At 62.9% G+C, this 18,038-nt stretch carries 19 protein-coding genes and 2 pseudogenes; 9 read left to right on the top strand and 12 right to left on the bottom strand.

The genetic code is table 11. The features are described from left to right. Positions 1-124: 124 nt before the first annotated feature. From HWX25_RS08370 to HWX25_RS08330, 9 genes and pseudogenes are all read right to left on the bottom strand, one after another. A pseudogene (locus tag HWX25_RS08370) lies at positions 125-919 on the bottom strand (YncE family protein); the annotation flags it as partial. 232 nt (positions 920-1,151) lie between these two features. Beyond that, positions 1,152-2,408, bottom strand: a complete 1,257-nt coding sequence (locus tag HWX25_RS08365) for an MFS transporter (protein WP_175908120.1) — start codon at positions 2,406-2,408, stop codon at positions 1,152-1,154. Next, positions 2,395-2,823, bottom strand: a complete 429-nt coding sequence (locus HWX25_RS08360) for a chromate resistance protein ChrB domain-containing protein (RefSeq protein WP_175908118.1) — start codon at positions 2,821-2,823, stop codon at positions 2,395-2,397. The genes HWX25_RS08365 and HWX25_RS08360 overlap by 14 nt, the downstream gene beginning before the upstream one ends. Before the next feature lie 57 nt (positions 2,824-2,880). Further along, positions 2,881-3,195, bottom strand: a complete 315-nt coding sequence (locus HWX25_RS08355) for a hypothetical protein (RefSeq protein WP_175908116.1) — start codon at positions 3,193-3,195, stop codon at positions 2,881-2,883. Between the two features lie 38 nt (positions 3,196-3,233). Continuing rightward, a complete protein-coding gene (locus HWX25_RS08350; protein ID WP_175908114.1) occupies positions 3,234-3,824 on the bottom strand; it encodes a Fe-Mn family superoxide dismutase in 591 nt (196 codons plus the stop codon). 42 nt (positions 3,825-3,866) lie between these two features. Further along, positions 3,867-4,013, bottom strand: coding sequence for a hypothetical protein (locus HWX25_RS08345; RefSeq protein WP_175908112.1), 147 nt, complete (start codon positions 4,011-4,013; stop codon positions 3,867-3,869). A gap of 53 nt (positions 4,014-4,066) precedes the next feature. After that, entirely contained in the window at positions 4,067-4,801 is a 735-nt protein-coding gene (locus HWX25_RS08340; protein WP_175908110.1) for a superoxide dismutase, read from the bottom strand. Between the two features lie 37 nt (positions 4,802-4,838). Beyond that, positions 4,839-6,023, bottom strand: coding sequence for a chromate transporter (locus HWX25_RS08335; protein ID WP_175908107.1), 1,185 nt, complete (start codon positions 6,021-6,023; stop codon positions 4,839-4,841). Next, complete coding sequence (locus tag HWX25_RS08330; RefSeq protein ID WP_175908105.1) at positions 6,020-7,000, bottom strand: chromate resistance protein ChrB domain-containing protein; 981 nt, start codon at positions 6,998-7,000, stop codon at positions 6,020-6,022. The genes HWX25_RS08335 and HWX25_RS08330 overlap by 4 nt, the downstream gene beginning before the upstream one ends. Positions 7,001-7,913: 913 nt before the next feature. On the opposite strand from HWX25_RS08330, the gene HWX25_RS08325 reads away from it, so the two are divergent. The 6 genes from HWX25_RS08325 to HWX25_RS08300 all read left to right on the top strand — a co-directional run bounded on the left by HWX25_RS08325 (position 7,914) and on the right by HWX25_RS08300 (position 12,820). Continuing rightward, complete coding sequence (locus HWX25_RS08325) at positions 7,914-8,651, top strand: DUF4198 domain-containing protein (RefSeq protein WP_208456488.1); 738 nt, start codon at positions 7,914-7,916, stop codon at positions 8,649-8,651. A 9-nt stretch (positions 8,652-8,660) separates the two neighbouring features. Beyond that, positions 8,661-9,038: a hypothetical protein gene (locus HWX25_RS08320; protein WP_175908101.1), complete on the top strand. Its 378-nt coding sequence runs from the start codon at positions 8,661-8,663 to the stop codon at positions 9,036-9,038. Between the two features lie 70 nt (positions 9,039-9,108). Next, positions 9,109-9,789 carry a HupE/UreJ family protein gene (locus HWX25_RS08315; protein WP_175908141.1) on the top strand — a complete coding sequence of 227 codons (681 nt, stop codon included), beginning with the start codon at positions 9,109-9,111 and terminating at the stop codon, positions 9,787-9,789. Between the two features lies 1 nt (position 9,790). Beyond that, positions 9,791-10,366, top strand: coding sequence for a hypothetical protein (locus HWX25_RS08310; RefSeq protein WP_175908098.1), 576 nt, complete (start codon positions 9,791-9,793; stop codon positions 10,364-10,366). Between the two features lie 83 nt (positions 10,367-10,449). Then, the gene (locus tag HWX25_RS08305; protein ID WP_175908096.1) at positions 10,450-11,658 is read left to right on the top strand and encodes a DUF1624 domain-containing protein; all 1,209 of its coding nucleotides are present in this window, start codon (positions 10,450-10,452) and stop codon (positions 11,656-11,658) included. Between the two features lie 31 nt (positions 11,659-11,689). After that, entirely contained in the window at positions 11,690-12,820 is a 1,131-nt protein-coding gene (locus tag HWX25_RS08300; RefSeq protein WP_175908139.1) for a porin, read from the top strand. Positions 12,821-12,891: 71 nt separating this feature from the next. On the opposite strand, the gene HWX25_RS08295 is transcribed toward HWX25_RS08300, so the two are convergent. Then, positions 12,892-14,232, bottom strand: a complete 1,341-nt coding sequence (locus tag HWX25_RS08295; RefSeq protein WP_175908094.1) for an MFS transporter — start codon at positions 14,230-14,232, stop codon at positions 12,892-12,894. 70 nt (positions 14,233-14,302) lie between these two features. Continuing rightward, positions 14,303-15,244 carry an SAM-dependent methyltransferase gene (locus HWX25_RS08290; RefSeq protein WP_175908091.1) on the bottom strand — a complete coding sequence of 314 codons (942 nt, stop codon included), beginning with the start codon at positions 15,242-15,244 and terminating at the stop codon, positions 14,303-14,305. Positions 15,245-15,441: 197 nt separating this feature from the next. On the opposite strand from HWX25_RS08290, the gene HWX25_RS08285 reads away from it, so the two are divergent. From HWX25_RS08285 to HWX25_RS08275, 3 genes and pseudogenes are all read left to right on the top strand, one after another. After that, positions 15,442-15,708 (top strand): metal-sensing transcriptional repressor, encoded by a 267-nt coding sequence (locus tag HWX25_RS08285; protein ID WP_175908088.1) that lies wholly within the window; start codon positions 15,442-15,444, stop codon positions 15,706-15,708. Positions 15,709-15,717: 9 nt separating this feature from the next. Then, positions 15,718-16,002, top strand: a pseudogene (locus HWX25_RS08280) (nickel/cobalt efflux protein RcnA); the annotation flags it as partial. 49 nt (positions 16,003-16,051) lie between these two features. Continuing rightward, on the top strand, positions 16,052-16,339 hold the full coding sequence (locus HWX25_RS08275; protein ID WP_111016273.1) for a PAAR domain-containing protein: 288 nt from the start codon (positions 16,052-16,054) through the stop codon (positions 16,337-16,339). A 431-nt stretch (positions 16,340-16,770) separates the two neighbouring features. Here HWX25_RS08275 and chrA read toward each other — a convergent pair whose 3' ends face one another. Further along, entirely contained in the window at positions 16,771-17,982 is a 1,212-nt protein-coding gene (gene chrA, locus HWX25_RS08270; protein WP_059820860.1) for a chromate efflux transporter, read from the bottom strand. Between the last annotated feature and the right edge of the window lie 56 nt (positions 17,983-18,038).

Genomic DNA, 18,038 nt, shown 5'->3' with positions numbered 1-18,038 from the left:
TCATGGTCATCGGGATCATCCCCAAACACCCTGCCTGAAAAACTAGCAGGATAGGTTGATTGCCCGGCTCAGTTTTCAGTCGGCGCGATCCCTACAAGTGGCTCAATTTCCGGTCGGCGTAAACAGACTGGATGACCTGCTTCGAGCGCATATCGAAGACGAGCAACTTATCGTTGCCTTCGCACGCGATAAAGGCGAGACGCTCGCGCGGATCGATCAACAAGCCGTGATTGCCTTTGGCGCCCGGCAAATCGAAGCGGCCAACGACTCGGTCCGTCGCCGGATCGATTTCAACGAGCTGACGCCGCGTCTGGACGTTCACGAAGATGTGTCGGGACGCCGGGTCGTATTGCGTGTTGCCGGCCTCGCCGTCGAGCGGGGTCGTCGCGACGCGCTGGTTGCTCTGGACATCGATGACCGTTTCCGTTTTCCCGTATTCATCGGAAACGTACAGCTTGTGCATGGCGGGCGCGTAGGCCATCCCGTCCGGGTAATGTCCTCCGGGCATGCGCGCAACGATTTTCAGCGTCGCCGCGTCGATCGCGACGATCTCATCCGTACCAGTTGCGGATGCGTACACGCGTGACAGCTCCGGAACGGCAAGGACGCCGTGCACCGACGAGACATCCGCAATCCGCGCGGCCACGCGTGACGCTTGCGTATCGAACACAATCACTTCGCCATCGCCGAGATGGGCGATAAATAGGAGGTTGCGGCCTTTATCCAGGCTCGCATAGTCGAGCCGCGTCGCGCGCCCGGGCAGTGGAATGTCCGCGACATGCTTCAACGGCAGGCTGCCGAGGGAGAGATCGTCCGCCGCGGCGTCGACCCTTTGGACAACAATGCCCGTCACCACCAGCGCGATAGACATTGCGACAAGCACGAGAAGGCGGAAACGCCCGTTTCGGATGTGTTTCATGGTTTCATCCAGCGACAACTGCCACCGCCGCACCCGCTGCGAGCCGAGTGCAGCGGCGACGCGATGTCGCAATCGTCAGTGACCAACGGCCGCCTAGGTACCTGGATGAGTTTGCTTGGACGTGACATGGGTCATGCCTCCATTGACACTAGGTAAGTGAAAAGTGCGCATTCTTGTCATGCGGTGATGCTTCGCTTCGTGTTGGCTTCCTTGCGGCGGATCGTGGATCCCGCTATGGCTTGCCCCCTTCGTCGAGTTTGATGTGGCGGAAAGCGGCAAGCAACGAAAGGTCATAGGCGATCTTCAGCGCGCCGCATGCGACCAGCGGCGCGCCGAGCCAACCAAGGCTGAACAGGCCGCCCGCCAGCGTCGGCGCGACCGCGGCCGCGAGGCTGCGGGGCGCGGACGTGAAGCTGGCCGCAGCCGCGCGCTCCGCGGGCGTAACCACTGCCATCACATAAGCGGTTCGCGTCGGCACGTCCATTTGCGACAGGGCGCTTCGCATCAGCAGCAGCGTCAATGTCAGCGGCAGTGAGGGTGCGAAGGCCGCGCCGATCAGGCAGACGCTCGACGGGATATGCGTGAACACCATCGTGTTCAGCAGGCCGATCCTGTGCGACAGCGGCGCGGCCGCTAGTTGGGAGCCGGCCGACAGCAATCCCGCCCAGAAGAAGAACTGGCCGGCAGCAGCGATCGAGAGTCCGAAACGCTGCATCAGCCACAGTGACAACAGCGAATTGACGACGAGGCCGCCGGCGAACGCGTCAACGCTGAACAGCATCGCGAGCCGGACGACAATGGGCCGTGACGGTCCGAGCGGCGGCGCCGGCCTGGACGCGTGCGCTTCCGGGCGCGGCAATCTTCGATACAACATGCAGACGGCGGCGCCAGTGATTGCATAGACGACAAACATGCCGCGCATCGCATCCGGCGCCGGAATACCGGTGCGCGCGGTAATCCACAGCGGCAGACCCGCCACCAGGGAACCGCATGCGGCCGATACGGCGCCGACCAGACTGTAACGCGCGAACAGCGCGGTGCGCGCATCGCCGGAGGCGGCTTCCGCCAGGCGTGATTGCTCGAGCGGCAGAAACAGGCTGACGTCGCCCGAACTCGGATTGAGCGTGCCGACGAAGGCGATGACGAGCAGCGGCCACAATGCGGACAGACTCGCGAAGCCGATGCCCGTTGCCGCCATCAGTCCCGCCGCGAGCGTCAGCATCCGCCGGTGCGTGAAGCGGCTGGTCAGCATGCCGACCGCAATCGTCGCGATCGCGGAGCCCATCAGCGTCGTGGTGCTGATCAAGCCGACGTGCAGTTGCGAAAACCCGAGCGAGAGCAGATAGGCAGGCAGCAGCACGGCAATGAATCCGTCGCAGAAGCCGCGCATGCCGCGGCTCGCCAGGATCAGCCATGCGGAATTGTCAACGCCGGCCGGCAGCAGCCGGCCGGCGAGCGCGGCTGCGAAGCGGCTGCTAGGGACGTGCATCGCGCCGGCACCAAGCGTAGAGCGCGTCGTACATCACCATGCCATGACGCAACTGTTCGTGATCGTCCTGGAAGTCGTCGGACAGTCCCACCGAAATTGCATACAGACCGCTTGCTTCCGGCGCGAGATCGAGCCGCCCCGTGTCGGCGCCCCGCACGATGCCGGCAAGCTTGAGCAACGCAGGATCGCGTAGCGCGTATTTCGCGAGAAATGCGTCGAAGCTGCACGACTCGCCGTGATGCCCGAGTTCCACGTTCGGCACGTCGTAGGGCGTCGCGCCGGTTTCCGCCGCGATCCGCAACACGTCTGCGCCGCGCACGTAGAGAAACTCGGGGGTCTTGTCGATGAATCGGGCAATCAGCCACGGGCAGGCGATTCGATCGATCTTCGGCCGTTCACGCGTGATCCATTTCATGAAGCACCTCCTGCTGTCGGTGTGGAAGCGGGTTGTCGTTGAGTTTCGGAGCGGGACTCAATCGATGTATGTGTCCGTTGCGGTGCTGACGATCCGTCCACTGGGATCGATGAGCAACTGCTCCTTCTGGCGCCACGAGCCAAGCGTGACCCCGAAGCTGACGGTGTTCCCGTTCGTTTTTCGTACGATGTCGCTCACGCTCCGCCCCATGGCCCGCTGAACGATGGCGGCTATCACGGGACCGGGCAATTGCGACATATCGGCGACCGCTTCACTCGCCCCACCGACAGGACGATCGTCACATGCCCTGAGCAGCACGCCTATGGACAAGACGAGTGTCGCTATGCCCATCAACCGGTCGGAATTCGCCATGTCGCGCTCCAGAGGGTCGGTCAGACTACGGCGTCGGTTCAGACGTTCAGCGCATGGAAGCGTGCCTCCGCGCTGCGCCAGTTCACGTTCTGCATGAATGCGTCGACATAGGCGCCGGCCTTGGCGCCGAAATCGATGTGATACGCGTGCTCGTACATGTCGAGTGCGAGAAGCGGTACACCGTCGGCGAGCGTGTGTGCGTGGTCCGATGCCCACTGGTTCGTCAGTCGTCCGAGTCGCGGCGACCAGGTCAACAGCACCCACCCGGAGCCGCCACCGAGCGCCTTGCCCATCGACACGAATTCGGCACGCCACCGATCGACGCTGCCGAAGTCGCGTTCTATCGCGCGGCCCAGCGCACCGCCGAGCGAATCTCCAGTTCCGAGGGAGTCGAAATAGATCTCGTGCAGGATCATCGAGTTCGCGGCAACGAGCTCCTCGCGCTTCAGACCGTTCAGCACGAACACGGGCGCGCTCGCCGGGTCGATCGCGGCCAACTGGTCGGTGATCGCGTTCAGACGTTTGACGGCGCCGCCATAGTTGTTTTCGTAATGGCTGACAATGAGCTTTTCCGACAGGCCTGCCAACTGGGCAGGATTGCAAGCGAGGGGTTTCATTTCGAAGGTCATGTGCGTCTCCTGGAGGAAAGGAACAGCCTTGTTGGCGCGTTCTCAACGCGTGACGTTCTTGAGTTTTCGCGCAAGCCAGTAGTCGATCGACCATCGGCCGCTGCCGGTATTCAGCAGCACGCCGAGCTCGAGTCGCATTGGCACGACCCATTGCGCCCGATTCGTGTTGACCGTGGAGAGCATTCGCATGATGATGCCTCGCGCCTGTCGTCAATCAGCTACCCTCTGCGCGCAGCAGCCGTTTACGTCGCTTTCCGCGCCGGCATGGCCGCCTGGAGTCTCAGCGCAGCGTTGTCCCAGTTGATGATGCTGAAAAGCTGGTTGACGTATTCGCTGCGCCGATTCTGGTATCTCAGGTAGTAGGCGTGCTCGAACACGTCGAGGACGAGGATCGGCTGGATGCCCCAGGCGGTCAGCTTCTGGTGGTTCTCGCACTGAAGGATCATCAGCCGGCCCGTGACAGGGTGGTAGCCGACGATGCCCCAACCGGACGCCTCGATGGCGACCGTCGCCGCGACCAGTTGCGCCTTGAACTTCGCGTAGGAGCCAAAATTCCGGTCGATCGCCTTCGCCAGTTCGCCCTTCGGTTCACCACCTTTGCCTGACACGCTTGTCCAGTAGACGGTATGCAGAATGTGGCTGGATAGCTGAAAGGCGAGCTCTTTCTCGTAGTGCTTCACCAGCGCGAAGTCGTTCGAGTCTCGCGCCTTCGCCAGCGCCTCTTCCGCCTTGTTGGCGGCGGCCGCAGCGGGCTTGTGGTGAAAGTTGTAGTGCAGCTCGACCGTGCGGGCGTCGATGACCGGTTCCAGCGCACCGTACGCAAACGGCAAGGGCGCTGCCGCATATTTGCCGTCCGCGTCGGTCAGCTTGTCGACGTAGCCGGGATTCTCGGCAGCATGCGCGGATCGCGCCTGGGCAAGTAGAACGCCTGCGCCAACCGCAGCGCTGTTGTGCAGGAAGGTGCGACGTGTTTCCATGGATCTTCTCCTCGCAAGTGTGCGCACGTGTGCGACGTCAGATGCCGTGCGAATGGATGAGCGGATAAACAGCGAGGCCGATGAGGGCTGCAGCAATGACGATGATCGGCTCTTGCAGCTTCTTGAAACGCCACAGCAGCAAGACCGTAGCGAGCGCAAGCAGAACCGTCGGCCAGTCGACGATCGAACGCCGTGCGATGACGATCACCGAGCCGGTAATCGCGCCGACGGCCGCGGCAGTGATGCCGTCGACGAATGCCTTGACGGCGGGCAACTTGCCATACTTCTTGAAGTACGGCGCGGGCAGCACCGTGAAGAGATAGCAGGGCAGGAATGTGCCGAGCGCGGCCACGCAAGCGCCGGCGAATCCCGCCACGAGATAGCCGATGAAGCCGACGGTGATCACGACGGGACCCGGCGTGATCATCGCGACCGCGACTGCGTCGACGAACTGCTTGTCGTTGAGCCAGTGGTGCTCGGTGACGACACCGCCATAGAGGAACGGCACGATCGCAAGGCCCGAGCCGAACACGAAGGCGCCCGCCTTGGTGAAGAACAGGCCGATCTGGCCGAGTAGCGGCCAGTCGAAACCGCTGAGGATGCCGCTCACCGCCGGGGCTGGTGCAGCGACAAGCGCATTCAGTCCGGTTTTGTTGAGCCATTTCGGCGGAGCGCACCAGAACCAGTTGATGAGTCCGCCCGCAATGAAGAGCCATGCGATTTCGGATTCGGTCACCACGGTGACCCCTGCGACCGTCAGATAGATCGCCCACAGCAGCCGGTTTTTGCCGATGGTCTTCGTGGTGAGCTTGTACGCGCTCATCGCGATGATGCCAACCACGGCGGCGCCCACGCCATAGAAGGCCGCCTGCATCCAGGACAGTCCGCCGAAGTGCGCGTAGGCCCAGCCGAGAGCGGCCACCATCAGGAACGACGGCAATACGAACGCGATGCCGGCCAGCGTTGCACCCACGATGTGATAGTGGACATAGCCCATGTAGATGCCGAGCTGCGCGGCGAGCGGGCCGGGCATCATCTGGGCCAGCGCGAGCCCTTCGCGGTAATCCGACTCGCTGATCCACCCACGCCGTTCAACCAGATCACGGTGCATGTAACCGACCAGCGCGACGGGGCCGCCAAACCCGAGCGTGCCGAGCCGCAGCATGTACAGGATCAATTGCCCGAGGGTATAGCCCTGCGCGGTTGCTGTTGTGTTGTTCATGAACGCCCCTCTGCATTGCCATTCTTTGCGGTCGACGCGAAGTGCGCGTACAGCGCATCGAGAACCGCGCCCATCTGCTCCAGCAATTGATCGTCGTTTTCTGCGCGTTGACGCGTGCCGGCCATCACCGCCTCGAAACCGACCGCTTCGGGCGCGGCCGGGCCGCCCACGTCGAGCGCATGCACGATCTCGCCGAGCCTCATCAGCGCCGGGTCCTTGTCGAGCTCGAAACTCGCGAGCAATACCTCGAACGTCACGCGCTCGCCGACGTGCGTGAACGCGGCGCCGTCGAAATCGAAGCCGAGTACGTCAGGCGGGCAATCCGCCGGCGACTCGAGCCAGATGAAGCGGGCTCGCGGGTCGATGAAGCGGCGGATCAGCCATGCGCTGGCCACGCGATCGACCCACATGCGCTGCCGCGTCGCCCAGGTGCGGCCTTGGTACTCGCCGATCGCCAGCGGGCGAATGGCGCGATCCGCGGCATGCGGCTCGCCCGGCGACAGCACGGTGTCGACCAGTGCGACGAAATCCTGCAGCGCGACTTCGGCGCGGGTGGCCGAATCGCCCGGGAAGTAGTCGATCGCCCGAACGGCGTCGAAATCCTTGCGCATGCGGCGCAGCAGGCGCGTCAGTTCCGTGGCCGACTGCCCCGCAAGTGTCTTGCGCGCGTCGGCAAGCGTCTTCGTGAACGTCGCGTAATCGTCGGCCCGGTCGAACAGCGCCCGGAATTCCTCCTCCTGGGACGCAGTCAGGCTAGGCGCGCGCAACAGGTGGGCTGCGCCCCCGCTCTCGGCAATTGCGTCCGCGAGCTCGCGCAGCGTCTCTTCATGCTCTTCGGTGTAGGGCAGCAAGTAAACGCCGTCGCGCAGCACCGCACAACCCTTTGCCTTGAGCGCGCGCCAGAACCGCATGCGAGCTGTCGCGTTTTCCGTCGGAAGGGTCAGAACAAGGATTGACCAAGTAGATATCGTGTTCATGTAGTATATGCTACTCATGTGTAATAATTTCTACAAGTTAACTTTTTGACGCGCTTGTCGCAGCGATGCTGCGACCAAGGCTCGAATAACTGGGTTGGTTGAAAAAGCCGAGAACGGGCCGTATCCAACAAGACGACAACTGCGACCGGCTCTCCACATCTCGAGGCACGTCGCGCCCCGAGAAGGAGGGCATTCCCTTGCCAAAAGACCTTGCTCATGCTTGAGTGCCCTGCACGCCCTTAGCGACGATCATCATCGCCCGTCCACGCACCCCAGACCACATTGCGAGCGGTACGCACAGCCCCCCGCTATTCATCACTGTCACCAGCTTCAGGTATTCGGTTATCGCCGAAGTGATATTCGTATTCCCAATGCCGAGGCGATCACCGGCGTGCAACTCATGAGAAATTTCTCGTTGTTCGAAGGAAACGTCCTATAGGAATATATTTTGTTATGGCTGTCGTACCGCGATTCGGTTTGCCGCTCATTGGTGCTTGGCGCCCAGCTCCAGTGCGAGCAGCGATGAGTCGCGAGTGAAGTCAGTGCACGTAGCACGAATTGCTGTTTCAGCCATATAAAACCGCACGACCGCATCGTCTTGGCGCCGCAATTGATTCCTTTCAGGTTTCGGCTATTGCTTTAATCCATTCGACGTCTGCGAGCAAGCGAACCGCAAGGCTAGCGACAGTCAGACCGGCGCGATCGACTCTTCAACGACGTCTACCATCCAGAACCGCCGTTTCATCATAGATGTACTGTCTTGCCGACTTCAGAATCGGCATCCCTCGCACCTGAACGTACGGATCACGGCATGTTTTTCAGGTGATTTCATGGATCATTTGATATGGACTGCATAGCAATGAACTCGAAAAGGAAAGCAACTCGCATCCGCTCGCTGGCAATCAGTATCGGCTTGGCTGTCGCAACAGGTGGGGCTTTTGCCCATCAGATCTGGTTCGAACCGACTGCCGGCAATGCATTCAAGCTCTACTACGGCGAGTACGACAAGAACATGCTCGAAGTGACGCCAGGCGGCATGGACCGTTTCCGCGCGCTCAAGGGCAAGCTGGTCACCAAGGACGGCGAGAAGCCGCTCGACATGACCTTGCATCGCGACTTCTTCGATGTCGCGCAGAAAGTCGGCAAGGACGACACGCTGATCGCGGTCGATCAGAAGTATCCGATCTTCAAGTTGCACGACGAAGGCGCTGTGGTCGACACCTACTGGACAGTTGCGACGCGCTGGGTCGGCGATCTGCGCCCGCGTGCGCCTGAACTGGATCTCGACATCGTGCCGACCGGCGTGGTCGACGGTGGTCGCGCACAGTTCCAGGTGTTCTATCAGAAAGAGCCGCTCACCAACAAGCCGGTGACGATGTCGTCGGCGTCGGGCTGGGATTACCTCGGCACGACCGACGGCGAGGGCAAGGTGTCGTTCCCGCTGCCATGGAAAGGCATCTATGTGGTGGGCGTCGAGTTTCGCGACCGCACGCCCGGCGAGCGGATCAACACGGAAAACGTGACCGAGAAGTACGCGATCAAAAGTTTCAGCTCGACGCTGGCATTCAACCAGTCGAGCGGTGCGACGCCGTTGCCGCGCCCGCCGTCGACGCTGCCCGCGTCCGAAATCGCGCGCCTGAACAAGAAATAAGGGGACGACATGAATGCACTCTTCAAGACGGCCGCCTGGCTCGGCTGCATGTTGCTTGCGACCCACGCGTGGGCACATGGCGTGCCGATGCCCCAGCACGGCGGCCTGGTCGACGATGCGGGGCTCGTGGCAGTCGAGATGGTTTCCGGCAACGGCACCGTGGACCTGTATCTGACTGATGACGATGCCCCCGTGGACGCACACAACGTGAAAGGCGTACTAACCGTGACGAATCCAGACGGCAAGCAGGAAGCGTCGATCGCGTCCGTATCGGGCAACCAGTTGCGCGCGAAAGGTGTGACGGTCAAGCCCGGCGCCAAGGTCACCACGCTGCTCACGATGGCGGACGGCACGACCAAGGTCAGCGCCCGATTCAAAGTCAAATAGACGCCGGGAGGACGACGTGACGAGCACGACACTCGATGCAACTGCGCGACGCGATACATGCGTCGCATGGATGAAATGGTTCGTCGTCGCCGGCCTCGCGTGCGCGGCGGTTCTTGCACGCGCGCACGGCGTCTCCGACGACGACAAGGCATTCATTGAGGGCAGCGCCGGCATCAATCTGGTTCCGTACATCTATCTCGGCGCGAAGCACATGGTCACTGGTTACGACCATCTGCTGTTTCTGGTCGGCGTGATCTTTTTCCTGTACCGCCTGAAGGACGTCGGCCAGTACGTGACGCTGTTCGCGATCGGACACAGCACGACGCTACTCGTGGGCGTGATCGCGAACATCCATGCGAATCCGTATCTGGTGGACGCGATCATCGGTCTGTCTGTCGCCTACAAGGCGCTCGACAACCTGGGCGCATTTCGCGCGGTACTCGGGTTTCAGCCGAACACGAAAGCGGCGGTGCTGATCTTCGGCTTTTGTCACGGCTTCGGTCTGGCGACCAAGCTGCAGGAACTCGCACTGTCGCAGGACGGCCGGGTGCCGAACATCATCGCGTTCAACGTTGGTGTCGAGACCGGCCAACTGCTCGCGCTGAGCCTGATCCTGCTCGCAATGAATGCGTGGCGGCGTTCGCCGTCGTTCACCCGCACGGCAGTCGCCGCGAATACGGCACTGATGACCGCTGGATTCGTGCTGACCGGTTTCCAGTTGATGCAGTTCCTCCTTCCCAGTGGGGTATGACATGAGCAGCATCGAAGTATCGAATCAGACTCTCGCGAAAGCGACCGTGACGGCGCTCGTGACGGCAGCCGCCATTCTTACGCTCTTCGTGCTGCCCGCCGAGCGCGGCGTCGATGTGACCGGAGTCGGCGGGTTGCTCGGTCTGACGAAAATGGCCGGCACCAGCGCTAGGTCACCCGTGCCGGAGTCGACGATCGCCGCCGACGAGTTTCCCGTCCCCAACCGGCAGACGATCAGCAAGACGACGGCTTACCGGAGCGACGACATGGAGCTCGTGTTGCCGCCCAACGCCGGTGCGGAGATCAAAGCGCAGATGGTTAAAGGCGATCACTTCGTGTTTCGCTGGGAGGCCGTCGGCGGCCCGGTGAACGTCGATATGCACGGCGAGCGTCCGAATGCCGGCAAGGCATTCACCAGCTACTGGAAAGCAGCCGATCAGACGGGTGCGCAAGGGGCATTCACGGCGCCGTTCGACGGCACGCACGGATGGTACTGGCGCAATCGGGGTGATCAGGACGTCGTCATCAAGGTGCATGCAGACGGCTTCTACACGCGCCTGTTCCGTCCGCACGGCTGATCTCGCGGCAAGCTTTGCCGTTCGCCCGTCCCGGCGAGCGTTTCCCAACCGATGTCCGACCTTGTCCTTTGTGCGAGGCACACATGAATATCTTATCCGGATTTTCCACGCGCGGCGACACGATCGCCACGCAATCCGCCGCCGTACCGACTGTGCAGACACGAACACGCCTTCTCGCGATCGACGCACTGCGTGGCTTCGTGATGCTGTGCATGCTCGTCGACCACGTCCGCGAGACGTTTTTCCTGCATCGGCAGGTAACGGACCCGATGGATGCGTTGACCATCTCGCCCGATCTGTTCCTGACGCGCATGGTCAGCGAAATTTGTGCACCGGTGTTCATTCTGCTTACCGGGCTGTCCGCCTATCTGTACGGGCAATCTCACAGCCCGCGCGAAACTTCCACGTTCCTGCTCAAGCGCGGATTGTTCCTCGTGTTTCTCGAACTGACGTTCGTCTGTTTCGCGTGGACTGCCGAATTCCCGCCGAAGACGCTCTGGCTCCAGGTGATCTGGTGCATCGGGATCTGCATGATGGCGCTCGCGGTGCTGCTTCATCTGCCGCGACCGTGGCAGATCGTGATCGGCGCAGCGATCGTGTTCGGTCATAACCTGACCGACGGCATCGTGCTCGGCCCTGATTCGCCATTGTTCGTGCCGTGGTCGATCCTGCACCAGCGCGTCTTCATCGACCTCGGCGGGATCACACGGGCGCGGACAACTTATCCGGTGCTGCCCTGGATCGGCGTGATCCTGCTCGGCTACGCGATGGGGCCATGGTTCGCCAAGACCGTCGACACGAAAACACGTACCGATCGCCTGATGAAATGGGGCGTTGGCCTGATCGCCGCGTTCTTCGTGATCCGCTACCTGAACTTTTACGGCGATAAGCCCTGGGTGCACACGGGCGATACCGTGCGCACGCTGATGAGCTTCTTCAGCGCGCGCAAGTATCCGCCGTCGCTGATGTTCCTGCTGCCCACCCTCGGTCTGGGCCTCGTATTGCTCGCGTGGTTCGAGAAAATCCAGGACACGCGCGCGATGCCGATGCTTGCGACGCTGGGCGGTGCACCGATGTTCTTTTACCTGCTGCACCTGTACGTGCTGAAGGCGCTTTATCTGATCGCGTTTGCCGTCTGGGGCGCGAATCAGGGCAAGTACTACGGCTTCGACCATCTGTCGGGCATCTGGCTGTGGTGGCTGCTGCTTGTCGTTCCGCTCTACATCCCTGTTCGCTGGTTCGCGCGCCTCAAGCAGCGTCGTCGCGACATCTGGTGGCTGAAATATCTTTGAGGAACCTGTCGCGATGAAAATTCTTTTGCACATGAGCAGGCGCCTGCCGCCGAGCATCGCAACGATCGCGGCGCTGAGCGGTGCCGCGCACGCGCAAAGCACGGTCACGCTGTACGGGATCGTCGACAACGGCATCGTCTATACGCACAACAGCGGCGGAAAGTCGACACAGGTCGGTCTGAACAGCGGCAGCCTGTCCGGCTCGCGCTGGGGGTTGAAGGGCGCCGAGGATCTGGGCGGCGGCCTCAAGGCGATCTTTCAGGTCGAGAACGGGGTCAACCTGAATACCGGCAAGATGAATCAGGGTGGACGGCTGTTCGGGCGCCAGAGTTACGTCGGGCTCAAGTCGGGCACGTTCGGCACGCTGACCGCGGGCCGCGTGTACGACCCGCTGACGGATCTCGTTCAGCCGATCCAGGGTGACGGCTATCTCGGCCAGACGTTCACGTCGCCGGGCGACGTCGACAACGCCGATAGCAGCGCGCGCTTCAACAATGCTGTGAAATGGACGAGCCCGGCGCGAGCCGGTTTCACCGGCTCGCTGATGTACGGGTTCGGCGGAGTCGCCGGGTCGGTCGCTTCGGGGCAGTCCTACAGTGCGGCGCTAGCGTTCAGCGCGGCAAGCGCGACCGTCGCGGGTGGCTATCTGCATATCGACCGGGGCAATCCGTCCGTGTCGAGCCGAGGCACGTCGTCGGCCGATACACTGTTCAACAGCTCGGTGAACGCGGCGTACGCGTCGGCGAAGTCGATCGACATCTACCGGATCGCCGCGCAGTACGTGATCTCGACCGTCACGGTCGGCGCCTATTACAGCGATTCGCGTTACGCCTCCGATGCGATCTCGACGTTCAATCGCACCGAGGTGTACCGGAATGCGTCGGTGTTCGGCGTGTGGATGCCGGCCCCGACCGTGCAGACGGAAATCAGCTACAACTACCTGAAATCGTCGGGCGATTCGTCGGCCCGCTATCATCAGGTCAGTCTGGGTGCGGATTATCTGCTCAGCAAGCGTACGGACATCTACGCGATTCTCGGCTACACGCATGCGGCAGGTCGGAACGGAGCGGGCGAAGCACAGGCAGTGATCGGCGCGACCGACATCGACGCGGGACGCGCATCTCAGGTTCGCGTTAATCTGGGGATTCGCCACCGCTTCTGAAGATCGGCACCCGGAGTCGAGAGGTTCGATCCGGGATGCCTAACGATATGGCGGCTTGTCCGCACCAGGGATTATGTCCGCCGGCCCGGCCATTTCGAATGCTTGTCGTCGATCGTGAACGGATGCTGATGCGTATTGGGCCCGGTTTGCTCGCCCTCGGCGAAATGCGCGTCGTCTTCCGCTGCCGCGTGTTCATGCTCAACGACGTCGGGATCCACGCGAGGCCATACCCACCAGGCCAGCGCGACCCCAAGCACCGTCATCAGCCCGAGGACGCCGAAGGTCGAGGGCATGCCTGCCCTGGCGCCGAGAAACCCTGCCACGGGATAGGCGATCAGCCAGCACGCGTGCGACAGCGAGAATTGCGCGGCGAAGACTGCCGGACGATCCGCCGCGGAGGCCGAACGGCGGAGCAGGCGGCCGCTCGGCGTCAGCGTCATCGAATAGCCGAGACCGATCACGAACCAGGTCACGAGAAACGCGTGCCACTCATAGTGGCCGCCGAGTGTCGAGATGACCATGCCGGCGCCGAGCGCGATGGCCATGATGGACGACCCGAGCAGCATCGCCGGCCGGTCAGGGCGCCGGTCCAGGAGCTTGGGCAGGATCAGGGCCATCAGCATCGAGCCGAAGCCGAATGCGGCGAGCGCGAACGGAACATCCGAACTCGGGCGCCCAAGCTTGCCCTCGACATAGACAACCGAGTTCACGATGACCATCGAGCTTGCCGCCGCAGCCGCCAGATTCAAGCCGAGCAGGCCAAGCAGCCGCGGTGTGCGCAGGTAGATCGAAATGCCGCGGAAGGTCTTTGCATAGATGCTGCCGACCACCTGCACCGCGCGCGACTGGGGCAGCCGGACCGACACCACGAGCGCGGCCGAGCAGAGGAAGCCGATTACGGTGCCGCCGAACAGCCAGTGAAACCCGATGACGGTGAGCAGGGCCGCCGCCAGCATCGGGCTGACGAGGCTTTCCATGTCGTACGCGAGGCGCGAAAGCGACAGCGCGCGCGTGTAGTCTTTCTCATCCGGCAGCACGTCCGGGATGGTGGCCTGAAACGTCGGCGTGAAGGCGGCGGACGCCGATTGCAGCAGGAAGATCAGCACATAGATCTGCCATGCCTGCGTGACGAACGGCAGCGACAGTGCGACGAACGCACGCACGAGATCCATCGCGACGAGGAACGCGCGTCGCGGCAGGCGGTTGGCGAATGCACCGACGACCGGTGCGATCAGAACGTACGCGACCATCTTGATCGCGAGGGCCGTGCCGAGAACACTGCCCGCGTTCGCGCCAGCGAGGTTATAGGCGAGCAGCCCGAGCGCCACGGTCGCGAGCCCCGTACCGACGAGCGCGATGACCTGAGCCAGGAACAGGTGTCGATAGGTTCGATTGGATAAGACGTCCAGCACGTTGAACTCCAGAAGATTTCGTTCCGAGATTGCGGGTGGCCCGCACAAACCCGCGCGGCGGGCGATCCGGTCACGCGGCCGCAGCGGGCCGGCGCGTGAACAGCAGCACGTCGCAGCCGAGTTCGGGCGGCAGTAACAACCGTGCGAGATCCGGCCGCCGCTCCAGCGCGAAACGGGTCTGCTGTTCGTAGTCGTGCCAGTTACCGCTCGCCGCGCGATGGACGCTGACGATCGCCAGATAGATGTCGACGTCGTCGCTCCGTAGGATCTCGCGCTCGAAGTCGTTGCCGGCCGGCGGCCACGAGCAGATCACGACGGCCGACGGGTATTCGTGCAGAGCCATATGCGCGTCCATCCGGATCACGGAATCCGGGTACGTGATCCGGTGTGCCCAGCTATGGTCGTCGGTGGCCGTTGCGCGCACGCCGGCCTCCCGCAGAAACCGCGTCAGGGTTCCATCTCCCGCGCCGACCTCGAGGCAGCCGCGTCCCCCGATGATTTCCTTCAATTGGCGGACGAACTGCTTCGAATAGAAGCAGTAGATTCCCTTGGGCTCGACGAGCGGCATCAGATAGCGCTTTTGCCAGACTAGTGGCCAGAGGAGCCGGAACCAGGTCATTGAAACCGGCTTCCGCTCGAGGCCGCGCCGGAACAGCAGGCGCTGCGTGAGCCAACCGTTGAACAGGTTGAATCGGATCTTGCCCGACGTACGGCCAGTGGCAAGCGCTGTCGCATAGCGCTGGAGGGCAACGCGCGCCATCTGCTGGCGAACCGCGGCGCGAGCGAGCGCCTGCTTCTCCTTGCGGCCGGGGGTACCGCGTACGCGGCGCCTGGCCGACGGCGCCTCCGCGTTCAGCAGGCGATGCAGGCGGCTCGGGTCGCGCGTCTGCAGCGCGCCTTCCAGTTCGCGTTCCATGCTGTCCCATTCGGCGGGAAAGGCCGAGTGCAGTTCGCTGGCCGAAGGGCGGCGCTGCGGCCACGCGAGTACCTTCACCGGATCGTCGAGAGTCATCCTTGGGTAACCGAGCGGGTTTGACTATTCAATGACGCAACCGGCGGCGGTTAGGTATGGGCCTGCCGGATAACGCGGCGACAGTGTATCATCCTATCCAGGGGGATAGGTATGTAGCCAGCGTGGTGACCCGACCTCGTGAACAACTCGTTCCCTCCCGAATTTCGATCCAACATGCATCCGACAGGGGGGACCTTATGACGATCCACGAATCGCATCCAGACATCATCAAGCGGCTGAAACGTGCCGAAGGGCACCTGAAAAGCGTGATCGCCATGCTCGAAGAAGGCCGTCCGTGCATTGACGTCGCTCAGCAGCTTCAGGCGGTCGAGAGTGCGGTTGGGAATGCAAAGCAGGTACTCGTTCACGATCACATCGATCACTGCATCAATCACGCCATTCACGAAGGCGGTTCGGCGGACGCCGCGCTGACCGAGTTGAAGGCAATTACCAAATACCTGTAAGAGTCCGCCATGACGGAATTTTCTACACTTCTTCAGCAAGGTGCGTCCAACGCCTGGCTGTTCATCCCCAGTGCGATCCTGTTGGGCGCCTTGCACGGCCTCGAGCCGGGCCATTCGAAAACGATGATGGCCGCCTTCATCGTCGCGATCCGCGGGACGGTCGGGCAGGCAGTGCTGCTCGGGTTGTCCGCGACGATTTCACATACAGCCGTCGTGTGGGCTGTCGCGCTGGCCGGGATGTACTTCGGACGCAACTGGAACGCGGAGACCAGCGAACCGTATTTTCAGGTGGCTGAACAGCTTCCACTATCGTGGTGCCGCGAAGTAAGGAGGAGGTGGAGGAATGCCGCGCTATGACATTGTGAAGGGCGATCTGACAACCGTTGGCGGAGTGGTGCAGGGTGGGGATGGGGCTGACCTGATAAACGGTCGCGAGCAAGCCTACGAAGATGATCCCGTCTTTTGTCCAGTCTGCAAAACCGTCGGGAAAATCGCGTGCGATGGCCCGCGGATTTCCACCACCGGTCCCGATGGCCGGCAGGCAGCGCTCAGTGACGATCTTTGCATCTGTCTTTGTTCTCCGCCACCACGTCTGGTCGCCTCGCAGACGACGTCGTGTAGCGACACTTAACGAACGGCTGACCTCGCGGTGGATCTCGTCGACAACCCAGAGCTTTCCGCAAACGTAACGCTAGCGGTGTGATCGTCTTTACCCGCCCACTGCGATTGCGCAGATGAACAAAAAAGTCAGGAAATTTGCTTTCAATGAGATTTCATGTCAGGCTGAAAACGCAGATGGCACAGGGGAAATACGCGACTGCTTATGGGTCGCGAGAATTTCATGTGAAATTTGATATAAGAGGCCGATGATTTCCTGTTCCAACTGCGCATGTGCGAGGTTGGTGCGTTCCAAACTTAATTGCGAAACGTTCCAGACTTTATTGTCACGGGACAGGCATCCTGCGCGCTTCCGCGGCGCGCGGCACACCCCCAAAAAAAGCCCTCGTCACGAGGGCTTTTTTGTTTTCGGCGGGCGTGAGTCGACGCGCGGCATTCACCCGATCAGACGATCATCCCCGACAACCAGCCGAGCGCCGCGCTCGCGATCACGACGGCCCACGGCGGCACGCGCCAGAACACGAGCGCGACGAACGCGACGAGCGCGGCCGCGAAGTCGCGCGGCGACACGATCGTGTCGCTCCACACCGGGTGATAGAGCGCGGCGAGCAGCAGCCCGACGACCGCCGCGTTCACGCCCGCGAGCGCGGCCTGCATGTGCGTGCTGCGGCGCAGGCGTTCCCAGAACGGCGCCGTGCCCGCGACGAGCAGGAACGACGGCGCGAAGATCGACATCAGCGCGATCGTCCCGCCGAGCCAGCCGTTCGGGGCGTCGCGCAGCGATGCACCGAGGAAGGCCGAGAACGTGAAGAGCGGCCCCGGCACGGCCTGCGCGACGCCATAGCCGGCCAGGAATGCCGACTCGCCAACCCAGCCCGGCGCGACGACGGCCGCTTGCAGCAGCGGCAGCACCACGTGGCCGCCGCCGAACACCAGCGCGCCGGTGCGGAAGAATGCGTCGACGACGGCGAGCGTGTTCGAGTGGAGCGCGCTCGCCGCGACCGGCAGCACGACGATCAGCGCGGCGAACAGTACGAGCCACAGCACGCCCGCGCGGTGCGACACGTGCAGCGGCAACGGATCGTGGGCGCCGCGCTCGGGCTGCGGCAACAGCATGAGACCGGCGGCGCCTGCCGCGACGATCACGACCACCTGCACCCACGCGGCCGGCACAAGCAGCGCGATGCAGGCCGCAATCGCCATCAGCGTGACGCGGCGCGCATCCGGGCACAGCGTGCGCGCCATGCCCCACACCGCCTGCGCGATCACCGCGACCGACACGATGCGCAACCCGTGCAGCGCGCCTGCCGCGACCGGCATGCCCGTCGCGTGGACGCCGAGCGCGAACAGCATCATCAGCAGCGCGGACGGCAGCGTGAAGCCGAGCCATGCGGCGAACATCCCCGCATAGCCCGCGCGCGACAGGCCGATCGCCATCCCGACCTGGCTGCTCGCCGGCCCCGGCAGGAACTGGCACAGGCCGACGAGATCCGCATAGGCGCGCTCGGTCAGCCAGCCGCGCCGCGTGACGAACGCGTCGCGGAAGTAGCCGAGATGCGCGACGGGGCCACCGAACGACGTGAGGCCGAGCCGCAGGAACGCGACGAATACGGGCCACGCATGGCGGGACGGAGTGGTGACGGTGGACGTGTTCAAGAGCGGATGCGCGGAGGGCGAACGAGCCGCCACGATAGCGCAATGCGATGACGGCG

The organism is Burkholderia sp. BCC1640 (genome assembly GCF_902833125.1).
Taxonomy (GTDB): domain Bacteria; phylum Pseudomonadota; class Gammaproteobacteria; order Burkholderiales; family Burkholderiaceae; genus Burkholderia; species Burkholderia diffusa.
Note: the sequence above shows the minus strand (reverse complement) of the source record. Positions and strands in the feature narration are given on the sequence as shown.